Source organism: Streptomyces sp. NPDC050504, from assembly GCF_044458065.1.
GTDB lineage: Bacteria > Actinomycetota > Actinomycetes > Streptomycetales > Streptomycetaceae > Streptomyces.
The window spans coordinates 80,250-98,807 of record NZ_JBITHO010000004.1; the positions used below are offsets into that span (position 1 = coordinate 80,250).

Consider the following 18,558-nt stretch of genomic DNA (forward strand, 5'->3'; position numbering starts at 1 on the left):
GATGCACACGACAGAGCCGAAGCACGCGGCGGAGCCGAAGGAGGCCCGCATCGAGGACAAGGAGGCCCGCATCGAGGACGCGGACAACGTCCTGGTCGCGCCTTCTTCGGTGCGCGACACCGCGCGGGGCGCCGGCCTGGTCAGGGACTTCTTCGGGTCCGTGGTCACCCCGGACGACCTCGCCCCGGACCCGTCCGGCCTCGCGGGCAAGACCGTCTACCTGTGCGGCGACGCGTCCGCGGTCGACGGAGGCCGACTGCGCACGGCGGAGCGGGTGTTCGTCGTGCGCGAGCTGTCGCACGGCCACCGCGAGGACGGCGACGGGCCCTGGACCACCGTAGGCATCGGCCGGGTCCCCCTCCGCGCGCACGGCGTCGGGGTCTACTACCCCCGCTTCTTCGAGCCCGGCGCCGACCACTTCGGGCGGATCCGCGCGGAGCACGAGTTCCAGTCCCTGACGGAGTCCACCAAGCCGGGCACGGCCCACCGCAGCGGCATCTACCTGACGCCCGTCACGCGCGACGGCGACGAGCTGCACTTCCGCCTGCTCCGCTGCTCCACGAACCTCTCGGGGCCGACCGAGGGCTTCCGCCCGACCGACACGCACGTCGTCGACGCCCTGAACCGCGAGGCCGCCGCCGTGTTCCGGGACCACGCGCCGCTGAACCACGTGCTCGCGCAGATCTACCACAACACCCTCGCCACGGCGGAGCGCAAGCAGTCCAAGGCCAGGATCTCGTCCCACGCCGACAAGACCAAGGACATGCCCGCGGACGGCATCATGGCCTTCTGCACCTTCTACGACGGGCTCGACCGGCTGCGTCCCCTGGCCGACGACGGCTTCGACCACGGCGTGAACGGGGTCAGCGCGCTGACCTCGCTCCGCTTCCGCCTCAAGGATCCGGCCGCGGAGACCGACGGGACCGCGCTGCCCGCGCAGTTCACCCTGACCCTCCACCCCGGCTCCGTGCTCTTCGTGCCGCTGTCCACCAACCGCCTGTACACGCACGAGATCCGGCCCTCGGGGCTGGACGCCGGGCTGCTCCCGACCCGGCTGGGATACGTGGTGCGCTGTTCGAGCGCCGAAGCCGTCCACAAGAACGGCAGCACGTTCCTCAAGCGGGCCGAAGGCCTGGTGGAGCTGGAACCGCCCACCCCGGCCGGGATGGACGAGCTGCGCAGGCTGTACGCCGAGGAGAACAGGACCTCGTCCTTCGTCGACTACGGCGACGCGTTCCCCTTCAGCATGAACCAGGGGGACTACGTTGCTCCCCGCGCCTAGGATCGCGGACCTGGTCCTCCCGTACGACCTGCCCGCCGAGGAGAACGTCTTCGCGGAACTGTCCGCGTCGATCCGCTGGGAGGACGTGGGCAAGGGCCGCAGGGGCGCCGTGCTCACCAGGGTCGACGAGGCGGGCGGCGTGCCCCTCGTGCGCACCACCACCCAGTACGGCTGCCCGGCGCAGCGTTTCGGGGCGGTGCACGAGCGCCTCGCGCGGCAGGTCAGGGAACGCGCGGCGCTCCCGGTCGGCTTCAACAACGCCCTCGCCGAGCGCTACACGAACGCCTACGCCACCATGGGCGGCCACAGCGACCAGGCCCTCGACCTGGCCGCCGACTCGTACATCGCGGTCTTCTCCTGCTACCGGAACGCCGGGGCGGGTGCGCCGCGGAAGCTGGTCGTCGAATCGAAGGGGGCGGACGGCGGGACGTACGAGGTCCCGCTCGCCCACCACGGCTTCGTCGTGTTCTCCGTCGCGTCGAACCGGCTGCTCAGGCACAAGATCGTGCTGGACGCGGCGGGGCGGGCGGCCGACGACGAATGGCTGGGCGTGACCTTCCGTACGTCGAAGACCCTCGTCCGGTTCCGCGACGGGCAGCCGCACCTCCCGCAGGGGGCGCGGCTCGTGACGGCCGACGAGGAGCAGCGGCGGGAGTTCTACCGGCTGCGGCGCCGCGAGAACCACGAGACGGACTTCGGCTATCCCCCGCTGACGTACACCGTCAGCGGGAGCGATCTGCTGCCGCCCGTCTGAGGGCCCGCTCCCGGCCCCCCGGGCGCGGGTCCTCAGGCCACCGCCGCCGCGAAGGCGTCCGGGTTGTCGAGCATGATGTTGTGCCCGCAGTCGGGCACCGCCACGACCCGCACGCCCGCCGCTTCGAGCTCCGCCGCGCCGGGGAGCGGCCCGTCCTCCTCCGGGAAGAGGAACGTCCTCGGGACGTCGAGGCGGGCCAGCTGTTCCCGCAGCGCGGGCTCGGTCCCGCGCACCCGGTGCACCGCGCTGCGGTGCAGCGCCTCGCGGCCCGCCAGTCGCATCGTCGCCCACCAGTGCGCCCCCACCGCTTCGCGCACCCGCTCCCAGCCCCCGGCCAGGAACTCCTCCTCCGAGTACCACGCGATCCCCGCGGCGCTTCCGCCGGGCGCGGGCTCGACCGGGTCGAGGGTGGCGTCGACCAGCACCAGACGCGAGACCAGCTCCGGGTGGCGCACGGCCAGAAGGATCGCCACCGCCCCGCCCATGCTGTGCGCGACCAGCTCCGCGCCCGTCACCCCTGCCGCCCGCAGCACCTCGGCGAGCGCGTCCGCGTGGGACTCCATCGTGTAGTCGAAGTGCGTCGGCCGGTCGCTGTGGCCGTGCCCGAGCAGGTCGACCAGGAGGGAGCGCCGCCCGGCCAGCAGCGGGTGCACCGCGCTCGCGGCGTAGTACGCGGGGGCGGTCGCGCCGAGCCCGTGCACGTACACCCTGGCGGGCCCGTCCCCCGGCAGTTCCACCCAACGCATCGCATCGCCCTCGGGCGTCACCACGGCACTGCGCACGGTCTGTCCCCCTGTTGATCAAGCTCGACGGAGGCACGAGGGTACCCGGCGGGGGCAGGGGGCGCCGGGTATTTTCCACAGCGGCCGGAGGTCAGAAGCCGCCCTGTCGGCCGGATAGACGGCGGGGAGCTGGGCCGCGGCGCGGGGGCCGACGTGGACGGGCCCCCGCTCGAACGCAGCGGCGACGTCGGGGATGCCCTGCGCGGAGGCGGGGGCGGGGGCGGGGGCGGAGGCGAGGGCGGGGGCGCACGGCGGGATCGTGCCTCCCTGGTGTCACGCCTCCCGGGTGAGCCGGATGGTGTCGCGGTACCACTTGGCGCTGTCCTTGAGGGTGCGCAGCTGGGTGTCGTAGTCGACGCGGACGATGCCGAAGCGCTTGGCGTAACCGTAGGACCACTCGAAGTTGTCCAGCAGCGACCAGGCGAAGTACCCCCGGACGTCGGCCCCTTGGGCGCGGGCCTCGGCGACGGCGTCGATGTGGTCGGCGAGGTAGGCGGTGCGGTCGGCGTCGTGCACCTCGCCGTCGGCCCCGACGGTGTCCTCGAACGCGGCGCCGTTCTCGGTGATGACGGTCGGAACCCCGTACTCCTTCTGGAGGGAGAGGAGCAGGTCGGTGAGCGCGGTGGGAGTGATCTCCCAGTCCATGGCGGTACGGGGCAGGTCGCGCTCGACGGCGCGGGTGACGGGGCGCCCCCGCTCGTCCTGGAGGGCGCCGTCCTCGGTGCGGCCGGAGAAGAGGGTGCCCCGGTAGAAGTTGACGCCCAGGACGTCGAGCGGGGCGGAGATGGTCTCCAGGTCGCCGTCCCGGACGGGGAGTTCGGCGCCGTGATGGGCGGCGAGGTCGGCGACGACGTCCTGCGGGTAGACGCCCTTGACCAGCGGGTCGAGGTAGACGCGGCGGCCGAGCCCGTCGGCGCGGCGGCAGGCGTCGCGGTCCTCGGGGGTGTCGTGCTCGGGGGTGGCGGTGCCCAGGTTGAGGGTGATGCCGAGTTCGAGGGGGTGGTCCCGGGTGTGGGCGGCCTCCCTGACGCGCTCGGCCGCGAGGCCGTGGCCGAGGAGGAGGTGGTGCACGGCGCGGACCGCGGCGGGGAAGTCGCGGCGGCCGGGGGCCTGGTCGCCGTACGCGTAGCCGAGCATCGCCGAGCACCAGGGCTCGTTGAGGGTGGTCCAGTGGGCGACGCGGTCGCCGAGGGCGTCGTGGGCGAGGGCCGCGTAGTCCGCGAAGCGGTACGCGGTGTCGCGGGCGGGCCAGCCGCCCGCGTCCTCCAGCTCCTGCGGGAGGTCCCAGTGGTAGAGGGTCACCCAGGGCGTGACGCCGCTCGCGAGGAGTTCGTCGACGAGGCGGTCGTAGAAGGCGACGCCCTTGGGGTTGGCCGGGCCCCGTCCGTGGGGCTGGAGGCGGGACCAGGAGAGGGAGAAGCGGTACGTGTCGACGCCGAGGCCCTTGATGAGGGCGACGTCCTCCGGCATGCGGTGGTAGTGGTCGCAGGCGGTGTCTCCGGTGTCACCGCCCGCGGTGTTGCCGGGGGTGTGGGAGTACGTGTCCCAGATCGAGGGGGTGCGGCCGTCTTCGGCGGCCGCGCCCTCGATCTGGTACGCGGCGGTGGCGACGCCCCAGCGGAAGGAGCGGGGCAGGTGGGGGACGGGACGAGGGACGAGGTTCACGGGGGCGGGGCTCCTTCTTGTTCGGACGGTCGGGACGAGGGCGCGGGCGAGGGCGAGGGGGTGGGTGGGGCGGCGGGTGCGGGTGGGCGGATGCGGCCCGGTGGCGGGGCGGATGCCGCGCGCACCCGCCCGCCCCCGGCGGGCCCGCCACGGGCACCCCGCACCCGCGCTACACCGCCGCCTCCGCGTGCAGCCAGCAGGCGACCCGCCGGGCCCCCTCCCCCACCGGGGAACCCAGCTCCGGCACCCGCTCCCCGCAGGGGGCCAGCGCCTTCCCGCACCGCACGTGGAACGCGCACCCCGGCGGCATCGCGGCCAGGTGCGGAGGCGCCCCCGGGATCCCCGCCAACTCGCGGCGCTCGCCGCGCAGCGCGGGGAACGAGCGCAGCAGCCCCTCGCTGTAGGGGTGCTTCGGATCCCGGTAGATCTCCGCCGCCCCGGCCTCCTCCACGATCCGCCCGCCGTACATGATCGCGATCCGGTCGGAGAACTCCACGAGCAGCGAGACGTCATGCGTGATGAAGATGACGGAGAACGACAACTCCCGCCGCAGCCGCACCAGTTGACGGAGGATCTGGCGCTGCATGACCACGTCGAGCGCCGTCGTCGGCTCGTCCATGATGACGACCTCGGGCTCCAGCGCGAGCGCCATCGCGATCATCACGCGCTGCCGCATCCCGCCGGACAGCTGGTGCGGATGGCTGCCGAGCCGGTCGGCCGAGATGCCGACCAGGGTCAGCAGTTCCGCCGCCCGCGCCCGCCGCGCCGCGCGCGCCGTGCCGGGGCGGTGCGCCTTGAGCACGTCGTCGAGCTGGCTGTGCACGGTGTGCACCGGGTTGAGCGAGTTCATCGCCCCCTGGAACACGATCGACAGCTCCTGCCAGCGGAAGGCCCGCAGCTCGGCCGGGGTCATGGCCAGCAGGTCCAGCGCGGGCGCGCCGCCGCGCGGGTGGTAGTGGACCTCCCCGCCCGTGATCACCCCCGGCGGGGCCAGCAGGCGCGTCACGGCGTACGCGAGCGTGGACTTGCCCGACCCCGACTCCCCCGCGAGGCCGAGGACTTCGCCCCGGCGCAGGGTCAGGTCGACGTCGCGCAGCGCGTGCGCGGCGCCCGCGCCCGTACCGTAGTGGACGTTCAGGGACTCGATGGTGAGGACCGGTCCGGTCACGGGGCGGGCTCCTTCTCCGTACGCACCACGGTTTCCGTACGCACCACGGGCGTGAAACCGACCTTCATCCGCACCTTCTCCTTCTCCTTCCCCTTCCCCTTCCCTCTCCCCTTCCCCGCCGCCCCGCCCCGCGAGGTCCGCAGCCGGGGGTTCACGAACTCGTCGATGCCGAAGTTGATCAGCGCGAGGGCGGTGCCGAGCAGCGCGATGCACAGGCCGGCCGGGACGAACCACCACCACGCGCCCTGGGCGAGCGCCTGGTTGGACTGGGCCCAGAACAGGACGGTGCCCCAGTTCCAGTCGGAGATGTCGGCGACGCCGATGAAGGCGAGGGTGATCTCGGAGAGCACCGCGAAGACGACCGTGCCGACGAAGCCGGACGCGATGACCGCCGTCAGGTTGGGCAGGATCTCGCAGACGACGATCCGCCAGGTCGGCTCGCCCGTCGCGCGCGCCGCCTCCACGTAGTCGCGGCGGCGCAGCGACAGCGTCTGGGCGCGCAGCACCCGCGCTCCCCACGCCCAGGACGTCAGCGCGATCACCGCCGCGATCAGCAGGTCCCCCGTGTCGGAGACGAAGCTCGCGATGATGATGATCAGCGGGAGTCCCGGGATGACCAGGAAGACGTTGGACAGCGCGGACAGCACCTCGTCGGCGAGCCCGCCGAGGTACCCGGCGCTCACCCCGACCAGCACGGAGAGCACCGTCGCGAAGAAGCCCGCGACGAAGCCGACCACCAGCACGCCCCGCGTCCCCACGAGGATCTGCGAGAGCACGTCCTGGCCGGTCTGCGTGGTGCCGAACCAGTGGTCGGCGGACGGCGGCCGGAGGATCTCGTCGCTCATCCCGTCCGGGTCGTACGGGGCGATCCACGGCCCGATCACGGCCAGCAGGACGAAGAACGCGAGGATCGCCAGTCCCGTGAGGGTCTTGCCGCCGCGCAGGAATCTCAGCCGCATCGCGCTCAGCCCTCCTTCCTGGTACGGGGGTCAAGCAGGACGTACACCATGTCGGCGAGCAGGTTCGCGGCGAGCACGGAGAGCGTGATGATCAGGAAGACGCCCTGCATGAGCGGGTAGTCCTTGGCGCCGACCGCCTGGAACAGCTGGTAGCCGATGCCGGGGTAGGAGAAGACCATCTCGACCAGCAGCGTGCCGCCGACGATGAAGCCGAGCGAGAGCGCGAATCCCGAGATGTTGGGGAGCACGGCGTTGCGCGCGGCGTAGGAGAACATCACGCGCCGCTCGGAGAGTCCCTTGGCGTGCGCGACGGTCACGTAGTCCTCGGACGAGACCGTCACCATCATGTTGCGCATGCCGAGGATCCAGCCGGCGATCGCGCTGAGCACGATCGTCACGCCGGGCAGCACCCCGTGGTAGAGCGCGCTGGAGACGAACGGCACGTCGAAGGCGGGGACGAGCGAGCTGTCGTAGCCCCCGGCCGCCGGGAACAGCGGCCACTTCACCGCGAAGAGCGCGATGGCGATGAGGCCGAGCCAGAAGTACGGGATGGCGGAGATGAACGTGGTCACGGGCAGCAGCCCGTCGAGCCAGGAGCCGCGCCGCCAGCCGCTGTACACGCCGATGCCGGTGCCGAGCAGGAAGCTGATCAGGGTGGTGATGCCGACGAGGGCCAGGGTCCACGGCAGGGACTGCGCGATCACCTCGCCGACCGGGGTCGGGAAGAAGGTGAAGGACAGGCCGAGGTCGCCGTCGATGAGGTGGGACCAGTAGTCGGTGTACTGCTGCCAGAGCGAGCGGTTCTCGTCGAGGCCGAAGAGGGCCTTGAGCGAGTCGACGGCTGTGGTGTCCAACTGTCCCTGGAAGCGGGCGATCAGGGCCTGGACCGGGTCGCCCGGCATCATCCTCGGGATGAGGAAGTTGATGGTGACGGCCGCCCAGGCGGTGAAGGCGTAGAAGAGGAGGCGCTGGAGCACGTACTTCACCGCGGGCCCGTCCCTTCCTCCGCGTACAGCCAGCAGGCCGCCCACTGTCCGGCCGCGAGGTCGAAGCGCGGCGGGAGTTCGGTGCGGCAGCGCTCCATGGCCCTGGGGCAGCGGGGGTGGAAGCGGCAGCCGGGTGGCGGGGAGATCAGCGAGGGCGGTTCGCCGCCGTCCGCCTCGTCCGCCGCGCCCGGGTCCGCGACCCGGTCGGGGTCGGGGGCCGAGGCGATGAGGAGCTGGGTGTAGGGGTGGGCGGGGCGCTGGGTGACGGTCTCGCTGTCGCCGCCCTCGACGATCCGGCCCGCGTACATCACCAGCGTGGTGTCCGCGAAGTAGCGGGCGGAGGCGATGTCGTGGGTGATGTAGAGGACCGCCAGGCGCAGCCGCTCCTTGAGGTCCTTGAGCAGGTTGAGCACGCCGAGGCGGATCGACACGTCGAGCATCGAGACCGGCTCGTCGGCGAGGAGGACCTGCGGGTCGGCGCCGAGCGCGCGGGCGATGGCGACGCGCTGGCGCTGGCCGCCGGAGAGCTCGTGCGGGAACTTGTCGGCGTAGCTCTCCGGCGGGGTGAGCTGGACCCGTTCGAGCAGTGCGTGCAGGTTCTCCTCGGTGGCGCCCCTGCCGTGGATCTTCAGGGAGCGGGTGAGGTGGTAGCGGACGGTGTGGACGGGGTTCAGGGACGCGAAGGGGTCCTGGAGGATCAGTTGGACCTGTTTGACGTACGCCCGGAAGGCGCGGCCCCGGCCCGCCTCGGCCGGTGCCCCGTGGAGCCGTATCTCGCCGGAGGTGAGGGGGTGGAGCTGGGCGAGGAGGCGGGCGACGGTCGACTTGCCGGAGCCGGACTCGCCGACCAGCGCGGTGACGGTGCCGCGCCGCAGCTCCAGGGAGACGTCGTCGACGGCGTGGACGGTGCGGCGGGTGCGGGTGGCGAGGTCGCGGCCGGTGCGGCGGACGGGGAAGTGCTTGGTGACGCCGCGCGCTTCGAGGACGGTTTCGGTGGTGACCGGTTCAGTCATGGCCGGTCACTTCGCGGGCTTCAGGCGGAGCACGATCTCCAGCGAGGTCGGCTGGGTGTGCTGCGGCGGGGCGTACGGGTCGGCCTCGGTGGGCCAGCCGGTCCAGTTCTTGGTGGAGTACTCGGCGCCAATGGGGGCGGCGGCGGTGGGCACCATCGGCGCCTGCTCGACCATGATCTTCTGGAGGCCGTTCATGGCGGCCGTACGGGTCGCGTCGTCGGTGGCGTTCGCGTACCGCTTCAGCAGCTTCGTCGCCTCGGGGCTGTCGAAGCGGCCGAAGTTGCCGAGCGGGGCGTTCGTGCCGATCGGCTGGAGGAGCGCGCCGTCCATGACGTTCTGGTAGAGGTCGTAGGGGGTGGCGCCGCTGTTGGTCCAGCGCAGCGTGGCGTCGAAGTCGCCGTTGGCCAGGTCGGCGCCCCAGGCTTCGGCGGTCTGCGTCTTGACCCGCGCCTCGATGCCGAGGGGCTTGATGTTGTCCTTGATGATCGACAGCGTGGTGATGTAGTCGTTCCAGCCCGCCGGGTCGGTGAAGGTGAGCTTGACCGGCTTGCCTCCGGGGTCCTTGAGCGTGCCGCCCTCCAGCGTGAACCCGGCGTCCTTGAGCACCTTCTTGGCGCCCTCGACGTCGGGCGCCGTGGTGGCGTTCTTGAACTCGGGCGCGAGGAAGGGCTCTCCGGCGGGCAGCGGGATGCCGGTCGGGTTGGTGATCTCCGGATAGAGGGTGGCCTCGGCCTGGACGTGGATGGCCTTGCGGTCGACGACCATCGCGATGGCCCTGCGCAGGGCGGGGTTGCCGAGGGGGCCGCGGGTGGTGTTGAACCACAGGCCGTGGATGCCGAGTCCGGAGGGGAACCACAGCTTGTGGTTCTCGGGGTCCTTCGCGATGAAGAGCTGCTTGTAGTTGGGCATGAACACGAACGACCACTCGGTCCTGCCGCTCGCCAGCGCGGTGGTCTGGGCGCTGTTGTCGTTGTAGCTGGTGTAGCGCAGCTCCTTGACCTGCGTCTCGCCCTTCCAGTAGGCGGGCGTGGCGGTGAGGGTGACGGTCGCCGGGGTGAAGGTCTTGATCTTGTACGGGCCCGAGCCGACCGGGTTGCGGTTGGGCCAGGTCGCGGGATCCTTGACGCCCTGCCAGATGTGCTTGGGCACGACGAACGTCTGGATGATCTTGTTCTGGTTGACGAACTGGGACTCCTTGAAGGTGAGCACCACCCGCTCGCCCCGGACGGCTATCCCGTCGAAGGGGATGCCGTTGCCGTTGAGCGCGGGGTGCTTCTTCAGCAGCTCGAAGGTGTACGCGACGTCGTCCGCGGTCAGCGGCTTGCCGTCCTGCCACTTGGCGCGGGCGTCGAGCGTGAAGGTCACCCTGGTGAAGTTGGCCTCCCACTTCCAGTCGGTGGCGAGCCAGGGGTCGGCCTTGTCGGTCGGCCTGATCATGTTCGTCATGGCCAGCGGCTCGTAGATCATGTAGCGGTAGCCGTGGACCGCGCCCGCGGAGGTGTTCAGGAACGGGTTGCTGTTGTTGGTCTGCGGCCCGTCCGGCTTGCCGAGGGTCAGGACGCCGGCGGCGCGGCCCTTGGAGCGGTTGGCGTCGGAATTGGCGTCGGAGCACCCGACGGCGAGGGCGCCCACCGCGAGCGCGGCGGCGAGGACCCGGAGCTTTGGGGAGTACGGTTTCGCGGCGACCGGCCGCGGTGACTGCGGGTGCGTGGGCATGAGGGCTCCAGGAGTCGGGTGGTGGCGGATGTGAACTGCGGCTGAGCGGTGGGCCGCCCGCGCCCCCGGGCGGCCCGTGCCGAACGGGCCCGTTCAGCGGGGCGCCCCTTCGGTGGCGCGGGGAACTGCGCGGGAGCGGGGCGCGCGCCGCAGGCGACGAACGACCGGGGAGGGAGGGCCCGCACAGGCGACGGGACCCGCCCCGCCCCGTCCCGCCCCGGGAGGAACTACGGCGCGGACTCCCGTACGACCAGCTCCGTGGGAAGCACCACGGGCGCGGCCGGAACCGGCCCGCCCCCCAGGTGCCCGAGCAGCATCCCCGCCGCCGCCTCCCCCATCGCGCGCATCGGCTGCCGCACGGTGGTGAGCGGCGGCTCGGTGTGCCGGGCCAGCGGGATGTCGTCGAAGCCGACGACCGCGACGTCCTCCGGCACCCGCCGCCCCGCCGCGCGCAGCGCGCGCACCGCGCCCGCCGCGCTGAGGTCGTTGTGCGCGAAGACCGAGTCGAACGGGGTGCCGGCCGCGATCGACCGCTCGACGGCCTCGCGCCCCGCCCGCTCGGTGAAGTCCCCGTCGTGCACGAGGTCCGTGGGGAACACCTCCCGGAACCCCTCCAGCCGCTCGCGCACGCAGCCGAAGTGGCGGATCCCGGTGACGATCAGGGGCCTGGTGCGCCCCGCGGCCAGCAGGTGGCGGGCCGCGGACGCGCCTCCCTCGCGGTTGGTGGTCACGACGGAGGGGAACTCGGGGTGGTGGCCCCGGTCGTCGATCAGGACGACCGGCAGGCCCTTGCGGTGCAGCGCGGTGATGGTCTCCAGGGTGTTCTCGGGTTCGACGACGAGCAGTCCGTCGAAGGCGCGGGCCGAGACCTGGCCGGTGAAGCGCTCCACGGACTCGGCGCCCCGGTTGCAGGTGAAGAGCAGCAGGCCGTAGCCCGCGGCCTCCACGGTGTCCACGACGCCCTGGAGCACCTCGCCCATCCACGGCCAGGTCAGCGAGGGCACCAGCATGCCGATGGTGCGGCTGGAGCCGCGGGCCAGACCGACCGCGCCCGAACTGGGTACGTAGCCGAGGCTTGCGATCACTTCACGAACGCGGGCGGCCGTGCTGCCGTCCACCTCGCCCTTGGTGTTCAGCACCCTGGAGACGGTGGTCTTGCTCACGCCCGCCTCGCGGGCGACGTCGGCAATGGTGACGCGCATGGTGGGACCTCTCGGCCGGCCGGGTGCGAAGATCTTGAGAGCGCTCTCGGTACCGGTTCCGGAACCGGTACCGGCGTTGGGCGGTGAGTTAACCGCCGCGCTTGTTTGCCGTCAAGAGTTCACGTCGAGATTCGAACGATCCCAACGGGTGGGCACGCTCCCACGGTTGTGCGTTCAGTCTTTGAACGCGTCAAGTCTTGACGGGACTTCCCATCCGCAGTTCACTCTCGCCTCGGAGTCCGGTCACCCGGCGAGCGCGGCGAGCGCGGCGGCGGCCAGCCGTCGCGCCTCCTCGTCCTCGGCGATGCCGCGCCACCCGCCGCCGCCCGTGAGGCGCACGTCCGCCTCCGCGCACGCCCGCAGCAGCGGCGCCAGCGGGCGGGCGTCCTCGCCCAACGCCACGGCGAGGCGGAGCGCGGCGAGTTGGACCGGGCTGTAGGAGTGTGCGGCGCCGCGCTCCAGCACCCGGGCGACGACGCGGCGGGCCAGGTCGGCGTCGCCCGTGACGCGCCGGTGCGCCGCCGCGACGGCTATCGCCTCGTGGGTGGGCCACCACTCCTCGTGGGCGCGCAGCCAGTCGGCGCAAGCCGCGACGCGGTCCGCCGCCTCGGGGCCGAGCGGGGCGAGCGCGGCGGCGACGGCTCCGAAGACCGTGGACGCGCCGGGCCGAGCGGGCGCGGACCCGGCCGGGCGGGCGCCGGGCTCCGGCAGCGGCACGGCGTCCACCGCCGCGAGCAGCGGCGCGGCCTCGCCCGTCACGGCGCACCTCGCCCGTGCGGCGGCGAGCGCGCCGAGCCGGTCGCCTTCCGCGACGAGCGCGTCGTACGCGGCGTCGAGCGCGGGCGCGCAGGACGCGGCGGCCGGCCCCAGGGCCTCGATCACGTCGAGCGCGGGGCGGCGGTGGGCGGTGGCGAGCAGCGGCGTCAGTTCGGGCAGCGCGTCGGCGGCGGCCGGGCCGCAGGCGGCGAGGGCTTCGCACAGGAGGTGGACGCGCGGCAGGTCGGCCGCCGTGGCGAGCGCGGCGCGCAGGGCGGGCACGAGCGGCGCCGGGTGGTGCGCGGCGCAGGCGACCAGCGCTTCGCGCAGCGGTGGCGGCTGGAACCAGTAGAACGATCCGCCGTAGTACGAGGACGGCCCGAACCCGGTGGCGCACTCCCCCTCTCCGAGGGCGCGGAGCAGGAGAGGTACGGCTCTGGAATCACCCCGGCGGGCGAGCGCCCAGGCGGCCTGTGCGGCGCGGTCACCGCCCTCGCCGAGCAGGACGGCGAGCCGGTCCGCGAAGGCCGAATCCCCGTCCGGACCGGTCCAGTTCACGGCTGCCAGCAGGTCGGCCGCCATGGCGCGGTGCACCGGCTCGGGATCGTCGAGGGCCGCCACGAGCAGCGGGCCAAGCACGTGCGCCGCCGAGCGCCTGTGCAGCAGTACGTCGCCCGCCGCGCGCAGCGCGCCGGTGCGCAGGGGCGCCCGGTGGTCGGCGAGGAGCACGCGGACGATGCCGTACTGCGCCTCGGGGTCGTCGTCGCCGCACAGCGCGGCCAGCTCCGTGCCGAGCCGGGCCCCGTCCTCGCGCCACGCGCGGTACGCGGCGCGCGGCGTGACGGGGGCGAGCGCGACGCCGAGCAGCGCGCACCAGGGCGCGGCCTCCGGGTCGATCAGCCGCAGCGCGCCGAGCCGGGCGAACTCCAGGGCGGGCCCGGTGGCGTCCAGGAGCGCGCGCACCCCGGCGAGCAGCACGGGCGCCGAAGCCGCGCCCGCGTCCCGGGCCTCGACCGCCGTCCGGGCGCCTTGCGCGCGCAGCGCCGTGCGCAGGGCGAGGTCGTCCTCGTCGGCGTCGCGGGCGACGAGCGCGGCGACCGCCTCGTCGGCGCGCGGCGCCCAGCGGGCGTAGTCCCAGAGGAATCCGCCCGCCTGGGCCCGTACGGCGGGGTCCTCGTCCGCGACGAGCGCGAGCAGCGTGTCGTGCCCCGCGACGAGGGCGGCCCGGCAGGCGCGGGCGTTCCCGTCGGAGCGCCAGGGCTCGGCCATCTCGTTGTGGAGGCAGGCGAATTGGCCGATGATCTCGGCGAGGTCGGCGCGGTGCGCGGTGCCGGGCGCGGCGGCCAGTTCGATCAGGAAGGGCACAGCGGCGGCGCCCGCCGAGTAGACGCAGCCGCCCTGGTGGTAGATCGCCATGTCCAACTCGCCGAGGATCTCGGCCAGTTCCTCGTCGGTCGCGCCTTCGGGGTGCGCGAGGGCGCGCAGCGCGCCCGGCACGTCGGCCGCGTTCCCGTACGCGTGCGTCAGCGTGCTCCAGGGCACGGCGTCGATCCTCCGTGACAGCGACAGCGACAACGACGGCACGGCGCTCCCCACCCCTCCCCCGACTCGACGGAAGCGCCCATTGTGCGGCCGACACGCGTCGCGAGCCCGAGAATTTCCTGGACACCGCACCCAATGAACCGTAAACATATGCGATATGAAGCATACTCATGCAGCCGCTGATCTCGCCTGGCCCACCGGCTTCCGCGCCTACACCGGTCACGGCGGTCTGCGCGAGCCCGGCGGTGACGACATCTCCGTCATCGCGTCCGACCGGCCCGCCGTCAGCGCCGCGATGTTCACCCGGAGCCTGTTCGCCGGGCCCGCCGTCGTGCTGAGCCGCGCCCACGCGGCGGGGCGCTCGCTGCGCGCGGTCGTCACCCTCGCCCAGAACGCCAACGTCGCCACCGGACGCACGGGCGAGGAGAACGCCGCCGAGGTCGTCGCGAAGGTCGCCGCGGTCCTCGGCGTCCCGCGGGAGGAGGTGATGATCGGCTCGACCGGCGTCATCGGGCGCCCGCTCCCCATGGACACCGTACGTGCCCACCTCGACGGCGTCACGGCCGCCGCGTTCACCGCCGGCCCGCTGGACGCGGCCCGCGCGATGATGACCACCGACACCCGCCCCAAGACCGCCGTGCGCAAGGTCGGACCGGCCCGGATCGTGGGCGTCGCCAAGGGCGTCGGCATGCTGGAGCCCAACATGGCGACGATGCTCGCGTACGTGGTGACCGACGCGGCCCTCGCCCCTTCCGACGCGGACGCCGCGCTGCGCTCGGCCGTCGACCGCACGTTCAACTGCCTGAGCGTCGACACGGACACCTCCACGTCCGACTCGGTCGCGCTGCTCGCCAACGGCGCGGCGGGCCCGGTCGACCGCGCGGAGTTCGCGGCGGCGCTCGCGGACCTCTGCCTGGACCTGACCCTCCAGCTCGCGCGGGACGGCGAGGGCGCGACGAAGCTGCTGCGCGTCACGGCGTCCGGGGCCCGCGACCACGGCCAGGCCAAGCGCATCGCGAAGAGCGTCCTGAACTCGCCGCTGGTCAAGACGGCGGTGCACGGCGCCGACCCGAACTGGGGGCGGGTGGTGATGGCGATCGGCAAGAACACCGAGCGCCCCGAGGACCTGGAGATCAGACCGGAGGACGTCACGGTGCGGTTCGGGGACATCGAGGTGTACCCGCGCGAGGCGGACCACGACGTCCTCGACCGCCTCACGGCGACGATGCGCCGCCCCGAGGTCCACATCGGAGTGACGCTGGGCACGGGCGGCGCGAGCGCGACGGTGTACGGCTGCGACCTGTCGGCGGGGTACGTGAAGGTGAACGCGGAGTACACCACGTGAACCGGGCGGGGGTGCGGGGCCGCACCCCCGCCCCGTGCCCCCGCAGTCCCGCAGCCCGCCCCCGCACCCCCGCCGACCGCATCCTGAGACGCCCCCCGGCGTCCGCGCCGGGCTGTGCCAGACTTCTGCCGTGCTTACGTTCGCCATGATTATCGGCAGCAGGCGCGCCGGTCCGCAGTGATCGCCCGTACCACCACGTACGGAGTCGACCACCGTGCCCCAGACCCGCGCGCAGACCTCTCGCACCCGCGAGGGGTTTTTTCGTTTTCCGGCCCCACCCCGGCGGAAACCGGAGCGCACGCGAAGATGGGGGCAAGTGGAGCCAGTCCTTCCGGAGCCACGAACCCGACAGGAGTTCAGCAGGATGACCACAGACGACAGTTTCCGCGTCGATGACGGCTTCCACGTCTTCGACACCACGCTGCGCGACGGCGCGCAGCGCGAGGGCATCAACCTGACGGTCGCCGACAAGCTGACCATCGCCCGGCACCTGGACGACTTCGGCGTGGGCTTCATCGAGGGCGGCTGGCCGGGCGCCAACCCCCGCGACACCGAGTTCTTCGCCCGCGCCAAGGCCGAGATCGACTTCAAGCACGCCCAGCTCGTCGCGTTCGGCGCGACCCGCCGCGCGGGCGGCAAGGCCTCCGAGGACCCGCAGGTCAACGCCCTGCTGGAGTCCGGCGCCCCGGTGATCACGCTCGTCGCCAAGTCCCACGACCGGCACGTCGAGCTGGCCCTGCGCACCACCCTCGACGAGAACGTCGAGATGGTCCGCGACACCGTCTCGTACCTCGTCTCCCGGGGCCGCCGCGTCTTCGTCGACTGCGAGCACTTCTTCGACGGCTACAAGGCCAACCCCGAGTACGCCAAGGCCGTCGTGCGCGCCGCGTCCGAGGCGGGCGCGGACGTGGTCGTCCTCTGCGACACCAACGGCGGCATGCTCCCCGCGCAGGTCCAGGCCGTGGTCGCCACGGTGCTCGCCGACACCGGGGCGCGGCTCGGCATCCACGCCCAGGACGACACCGGCTGCGCGGTCGCCAACACGCTGGCCGCCGTCGACGCGGGCGCCACGCACGTGCAGTGCACCGCCAACGGCTACGGCGAGCGCGTCGGCAACGCCAACCTCTTCCCGGTCGTCGCCGCGCTGGAGCTCAAGTACGACCGCCGGGTGCTGCCGCCGGGCGCGCTCGCCGAGATGACCCGGATCTCGCACGCCGTCGCGGAGGTCGTCAACCTGACGCCCTCCACCCACCAGCCGTACGTCGGCGTGTCCGCGTTCGCCCACAAGGCGGGGCTGCACGCCTCCGCGATCAAGGTCGACCCGGACCTGTACCAGCACATCGACCCCGGTCTGGTCGGCAACCGCATCCGGATGCTGGTCTCCGACATGGCCGGGCGCGCCTCCATCGAGCTCAAGAGCCAGGAGCTGGGCGTCGACCTCGGCGGCGACCGCGAACTGGTCGGGCGGGTCGTGGAGCGCGTCAAGGAGCGGGAGCTGCGCGGCTACACGTACGAGGCCGCCGACGCCTCCTTCGAGCTGCTGCTGCGCGCGGAGGCGGCGGGTCGGGCGCGGAAGTACTTCCGTACGGAGTCCTGGCGGGCGATCGTCGAGGACCGGCCCGACGGCATCCACGCGAACGAGGCGACCGTGAAGCTCTGGGCCAAGGGCGAGCGGATCGTCGCCACGGCGGAGGGCAACGGCCCGGTGAACGCGCTGGACCGGGCGATCAGGGTGGCCCTGGAGCAGATGTATCCGCAGCTCGCGAAGTTGGAGCTGGTCGACTACAAGGTCCGGATCCTGGAGGGGCGGCACGGCACGGAGTCGACGACCCGGGTGCTGATCACCACCGGGGACGGGGAGCGGGAGTGGTCGACCGTGGGGGTGGGCGAGAACGTGATCGCCGCGTCCTGGCAGGCCCTGGAGGACGCCTACACGTACGGGCTGCTGCGCGCGGGCGTCGAGCCCACGGAGTAGCGGGGCACGGGGGCGGGCCCTCGACCGGGCCCGCCCCCCTTCGTGCCGCCGTCACACCGTGCTGGCGGCCTTCTCCGGCGACGCCGCCGCCTTCTTCCCGACCCGCCCCAGGTCGATGTCGCGCGTCTCGCGCATCGTGAGGTAGACGATCAGCGACACCGCCGCGCACCCCGCGACGTACCAGTAGAACCCCGACTCGTGGCCCGCCTTCTTGAACCACAGCGCCACGTACTCCGCCGTGCCGCCGAACAGCGCGTTGGCGATGGCGTACGGGAAGGCGACGCCCAGCGCGCGCACGCCCGTCGGGAACAGCTCCGCCTTCACGCAGGCGTTGATCGAGGTGTAGCCGGTGACGACGACCAGCGCGAGCAGCGCGAGGCCGAACGCCTTCCAGAAGGTGTCCGCCCCCTTGAGCATCGTCATGATCGGCACGGTGAGGAAGGTCGACCCCACCGCGAAGGTGATCAGCAGCGGCCGCCGCCCGATCCGGTCGGAGAGCGCTCCGGCCAGCGGCTGGAGGCACATGAAGACGAAGAGCGCGCAGAACGAGACGAGCGTCGCGGTCTGCTTCTCCATGCCCGCGCTCTTGGAGAGGAACTTCGTCAGATAGGTGGTGTACGTGTAGTAGGCGACCGTGCCGCCCATGGTGAGCGCGATGACGAGGAACGCCTCGCGCCTGTGGCCCCACAGCGCCTTGAGGGTGCCCCGGTCCTCGTCCTGGGCGGCGCCCGACTCGTCGTACACCTCCGTCTCCAGCATGTTGCGGCGCAGGTAGAAGACGATGGCGGCGCCGAGCGCGCCGATGACGAAGGGGATGCGCCAGCCCCAGTCGTGCAGCGCGGACTCCGACATCGTGCGCTGGAGCAGGATCAGCAGGCCGAGGCCGCAGAGCTGGCCCGCCGTCATCGACACGTACTGGAAGGAGGAGGCGAAGCCGCGCTTGCCGGGGGCGGACGCCTCGGTGAGGTAGGTCGCGCTGGCCGCGTACTCGCCGCCGACGGACAGGCCCTGGAGGAGGCGGGCGACCATGAGGACGGCGACGCCGCCGTACCCGGCGACCTCGTAGGTGGGGGCGACGGCGATCAGCACGGCCGACGCGGACATCAGGGTGACGGTCGTGGTGAGCGCCGCCTTGCGGCCCTTGCGGTCGCCGATGCGGCCGAGCAGCCAGCCGCCGACGGGCCGCATGAAGAAACCGACCGCGAAGATCCCCATGGTGTTCATGAGGTTGGCGGTGTCGTTGCCCTTGGGGAAGAAGGAGTCCGCGAAGTACACCGCGAACGTGGCGTACACGAACCAGTCGAACCACTCGACCATGTTGCCGGCCGAACCGACCCAGATTTTCTTCCAGTGCTCTCGTCCCATGGAGTCGAACCGTGCCGGAAGGGGCGGTGGGGCGACAAGACCGCGCGG

Annotated in this window: 14 protein-coding genes; 4 read left to right on the top strand and 10 right to left on the bottom strand. The window is 72.7% G+C overall.

Features of this window, described 5'->3' with window-relative positions:
- The first annotated feature begins 1 nt into the window (after position 1).
- Both ACIBNE_RS15715 and ACIBNE_RS15720 read left to right on the top strand, forming a co-directional pair.
- Positions 2-1,282 carry a hypothetical protein gene (locus ACIBNE_RS15715; protein ID WP_399271731.1) on the top strand — a complete coding sequence of 427 codons (1,281 nt, stop codon included), beginning with the start codon at positions 2-4 and terminating at the stop codon, positions 1,280-1,282.
- Positions 1,266-2,036 (top strand): hypothetical protein, encoded by a 771-nt coding sequence (locus ACIBNE_RS15720; protein ID WP_399271732.1) that lies wholly within the window; start codon positions 1,266-1,268, stop codon positions 2,034-2,036. Before ACIBNE_RS15715 ends, ACIBNE_RS15720 begins: the two co-directional genes overlap by 17 nt.
- A gap of 32 nt (positions 2,037-2,068) precedes the next feature.
- On the opposite strand, the gene ACIBNE_RS15725 is transcribed toward ACIBNE_RS15720, so the two are convergent.
- The 9 genes from ACIBNE_RS15725 to ACIBNE_RS15765 all read right to left on the bottom strand — a co-directional run bounded on the left by ACIBNE_RS15725 (position 2,069) and on the right by ACIBNE_RS15765 (position 13,825).
- Positions 2,069-2,818, bottom strand: a complete 750-nt coding sequence (locus tag ACIBNE_RS15725; protein WP_399271733.1) for an alpha/beta fold hydrolase — start codon at positions 2,816-2,818, stop codon at positions 2,069-2,071.
- Between the two features lie 273 nt (positions 2,819-3,091).
- Positions 3,092-4,483 carry a GH1 family beta-glucosidase gene (locus tag ACIBNE_RS15730; RefSeq protein ID WP_399271734.1) on the bottom strand — a complete coding sequence of 464 codons (1,392 nt, stop codon included), beginning with the start codon at positions 4,481-4,483 and terminating at the stop codon, positions 3,092-3,094.
- 169 nt (positions 4,484-4,652) lie between these two features.
- Positions 4,653-5,651, bottom strand: coding sequence for an ABC transporter ATP-binding protein (locus ACIBNE_RS15735; protein ID WP_399271735.1), 999 nt, complete (start codon positions 5,649-5,651; stop codon positions 4,653-4,655).
- Positions 5,648-6,610 carry an ABC transporter permease gene (locus ACIBNE_RS15740; protein WP_399271736.1) on the bottom strand — a complete coding sequence of 321 codons (963 nt, stop codon included), beginning with the start codon at positions 6,608-6,610 and terminating at the stop codon, positions 5,648-5,650. Before ACIBNE_RS15740 ends, ACIBNE_RS15735 begins: the two co-directional genes overlap by 4 nt.
- A gap of 5 nt (positions 6,611-6,615) precedes the next feature.
- Positions 6,616-7,596, bottom strand: coding sequence for an ABC transporter permease (locus tag ACIBNE_RS15745; RefSeq protein ID WP_399271737.1), 981 nt, complete (start codon positions 7,594-7,596; stop codon positions 6,616-6,618).
- The gene (locus tag ACIBNE_RS15750) at positions 7,593-8,609 is read right to left on the bottom strand and encodes an ABC transporter ATP-binding protein (RefSeq protein ID WP_399271738.1); all 1,017 of its coding nucleotides are present in this window, start codon (positions 8,607-8,609) and stop codon (positions 7,593-7,595) included. The genes ACIBNE_RS15745 and ACIBNE_RS15750 overlap by 4 nt, the downstream gene beginning before the upstream one ends.
- Positions 8,610-8,615: 6 nt before the next feature.
- A complete protein-coding gene (locus ACIBNE_RS15755; protein WP_399271739.1) occupies positions 8,616-10,325 on the bottom strand; it encodes an ABC transporter substrate-binding protein in 1,710 nt (569 codons plus the stop codon).
- Between the two features lie 227 nt (positions 10,326-10,552).
- Positions 10,553-11,527, bottom strand: a complete 975-nt coding sequence (locus ACIBNE_RS15760) for a LacI family DNA-binding transcriptional regulator (RefSeq protein WP_399271740.1) — start codon at positions 11,525-11,527, stop codon at positions 10,553-10,555.
- Positions 11,528-11,770: 243 nt separating this feature from the next.
- Positions 11,771-13,825 carry a hypothetical protein gene (locus ACIBNE_RS15765; RefSeq protein WP_399271742.1) on the bottom strand — a complete coding sequence of 685 codons (2,055 nt, stop codon included), beginning with the start codon at positions 13,823-13,825 and terminating at the stop codon, positions 11,771-11,773.
- Between the two features lie 157 nt (positions 13,826-13,982).
- Between ACIBNE_RS15765 and argJ the strand changes: the two genes are divergently transcribed.
- Together argJ and cimA are read left to right on the top strand one after the other, a co-directional pair.
- On the top strand, positions 13,983-15,170 hold the full coding sequence (gene argJ / locus ACIBNE_RS15770) for a bifunctional glutamate N-acetyltransferase/amino-acid acetyltransferase ArgJ (RefSeq protein ID WP_399271744.1): 1,188 nt from the start codon (positions 13,983-13,985) through the stop codon (positions 15,168-15,170).
- A 364-nt stretch (positions 15,171-15,534) separates the two neighbouring features.
- Positions 15,535-17,145 (top strand): citramalate synthase, encoded by a 1,611-nt coding sequence (gene cimA / locus ACIBNE_RS15775; RefSeq protein ID WP_399271746.1) that lies wholly within the window; start codon positions 15,535-15,537, stop codon positions 17,143-17,145.
- A gap of 51 nt (positions 17,146-17,196) precedes the next feature.
- Here the strand turns inward: cimA and ACIBNE_RS15780 are convergent, their stop codons facing one another.
- Positions 17,197-18,510 (bottom strand): MFS transporter, encoded by a 1,314-nt coding sequence (locus tag ACIBNE_RS15780; RefSeq protein ID WP_399271748.1) that lies wholly within the window; start codon positions 18,508-18,510, stop codon positions 17,197-17,199.
- Positions 18,511-18,558: the final 48 nt, after the last annotated feature.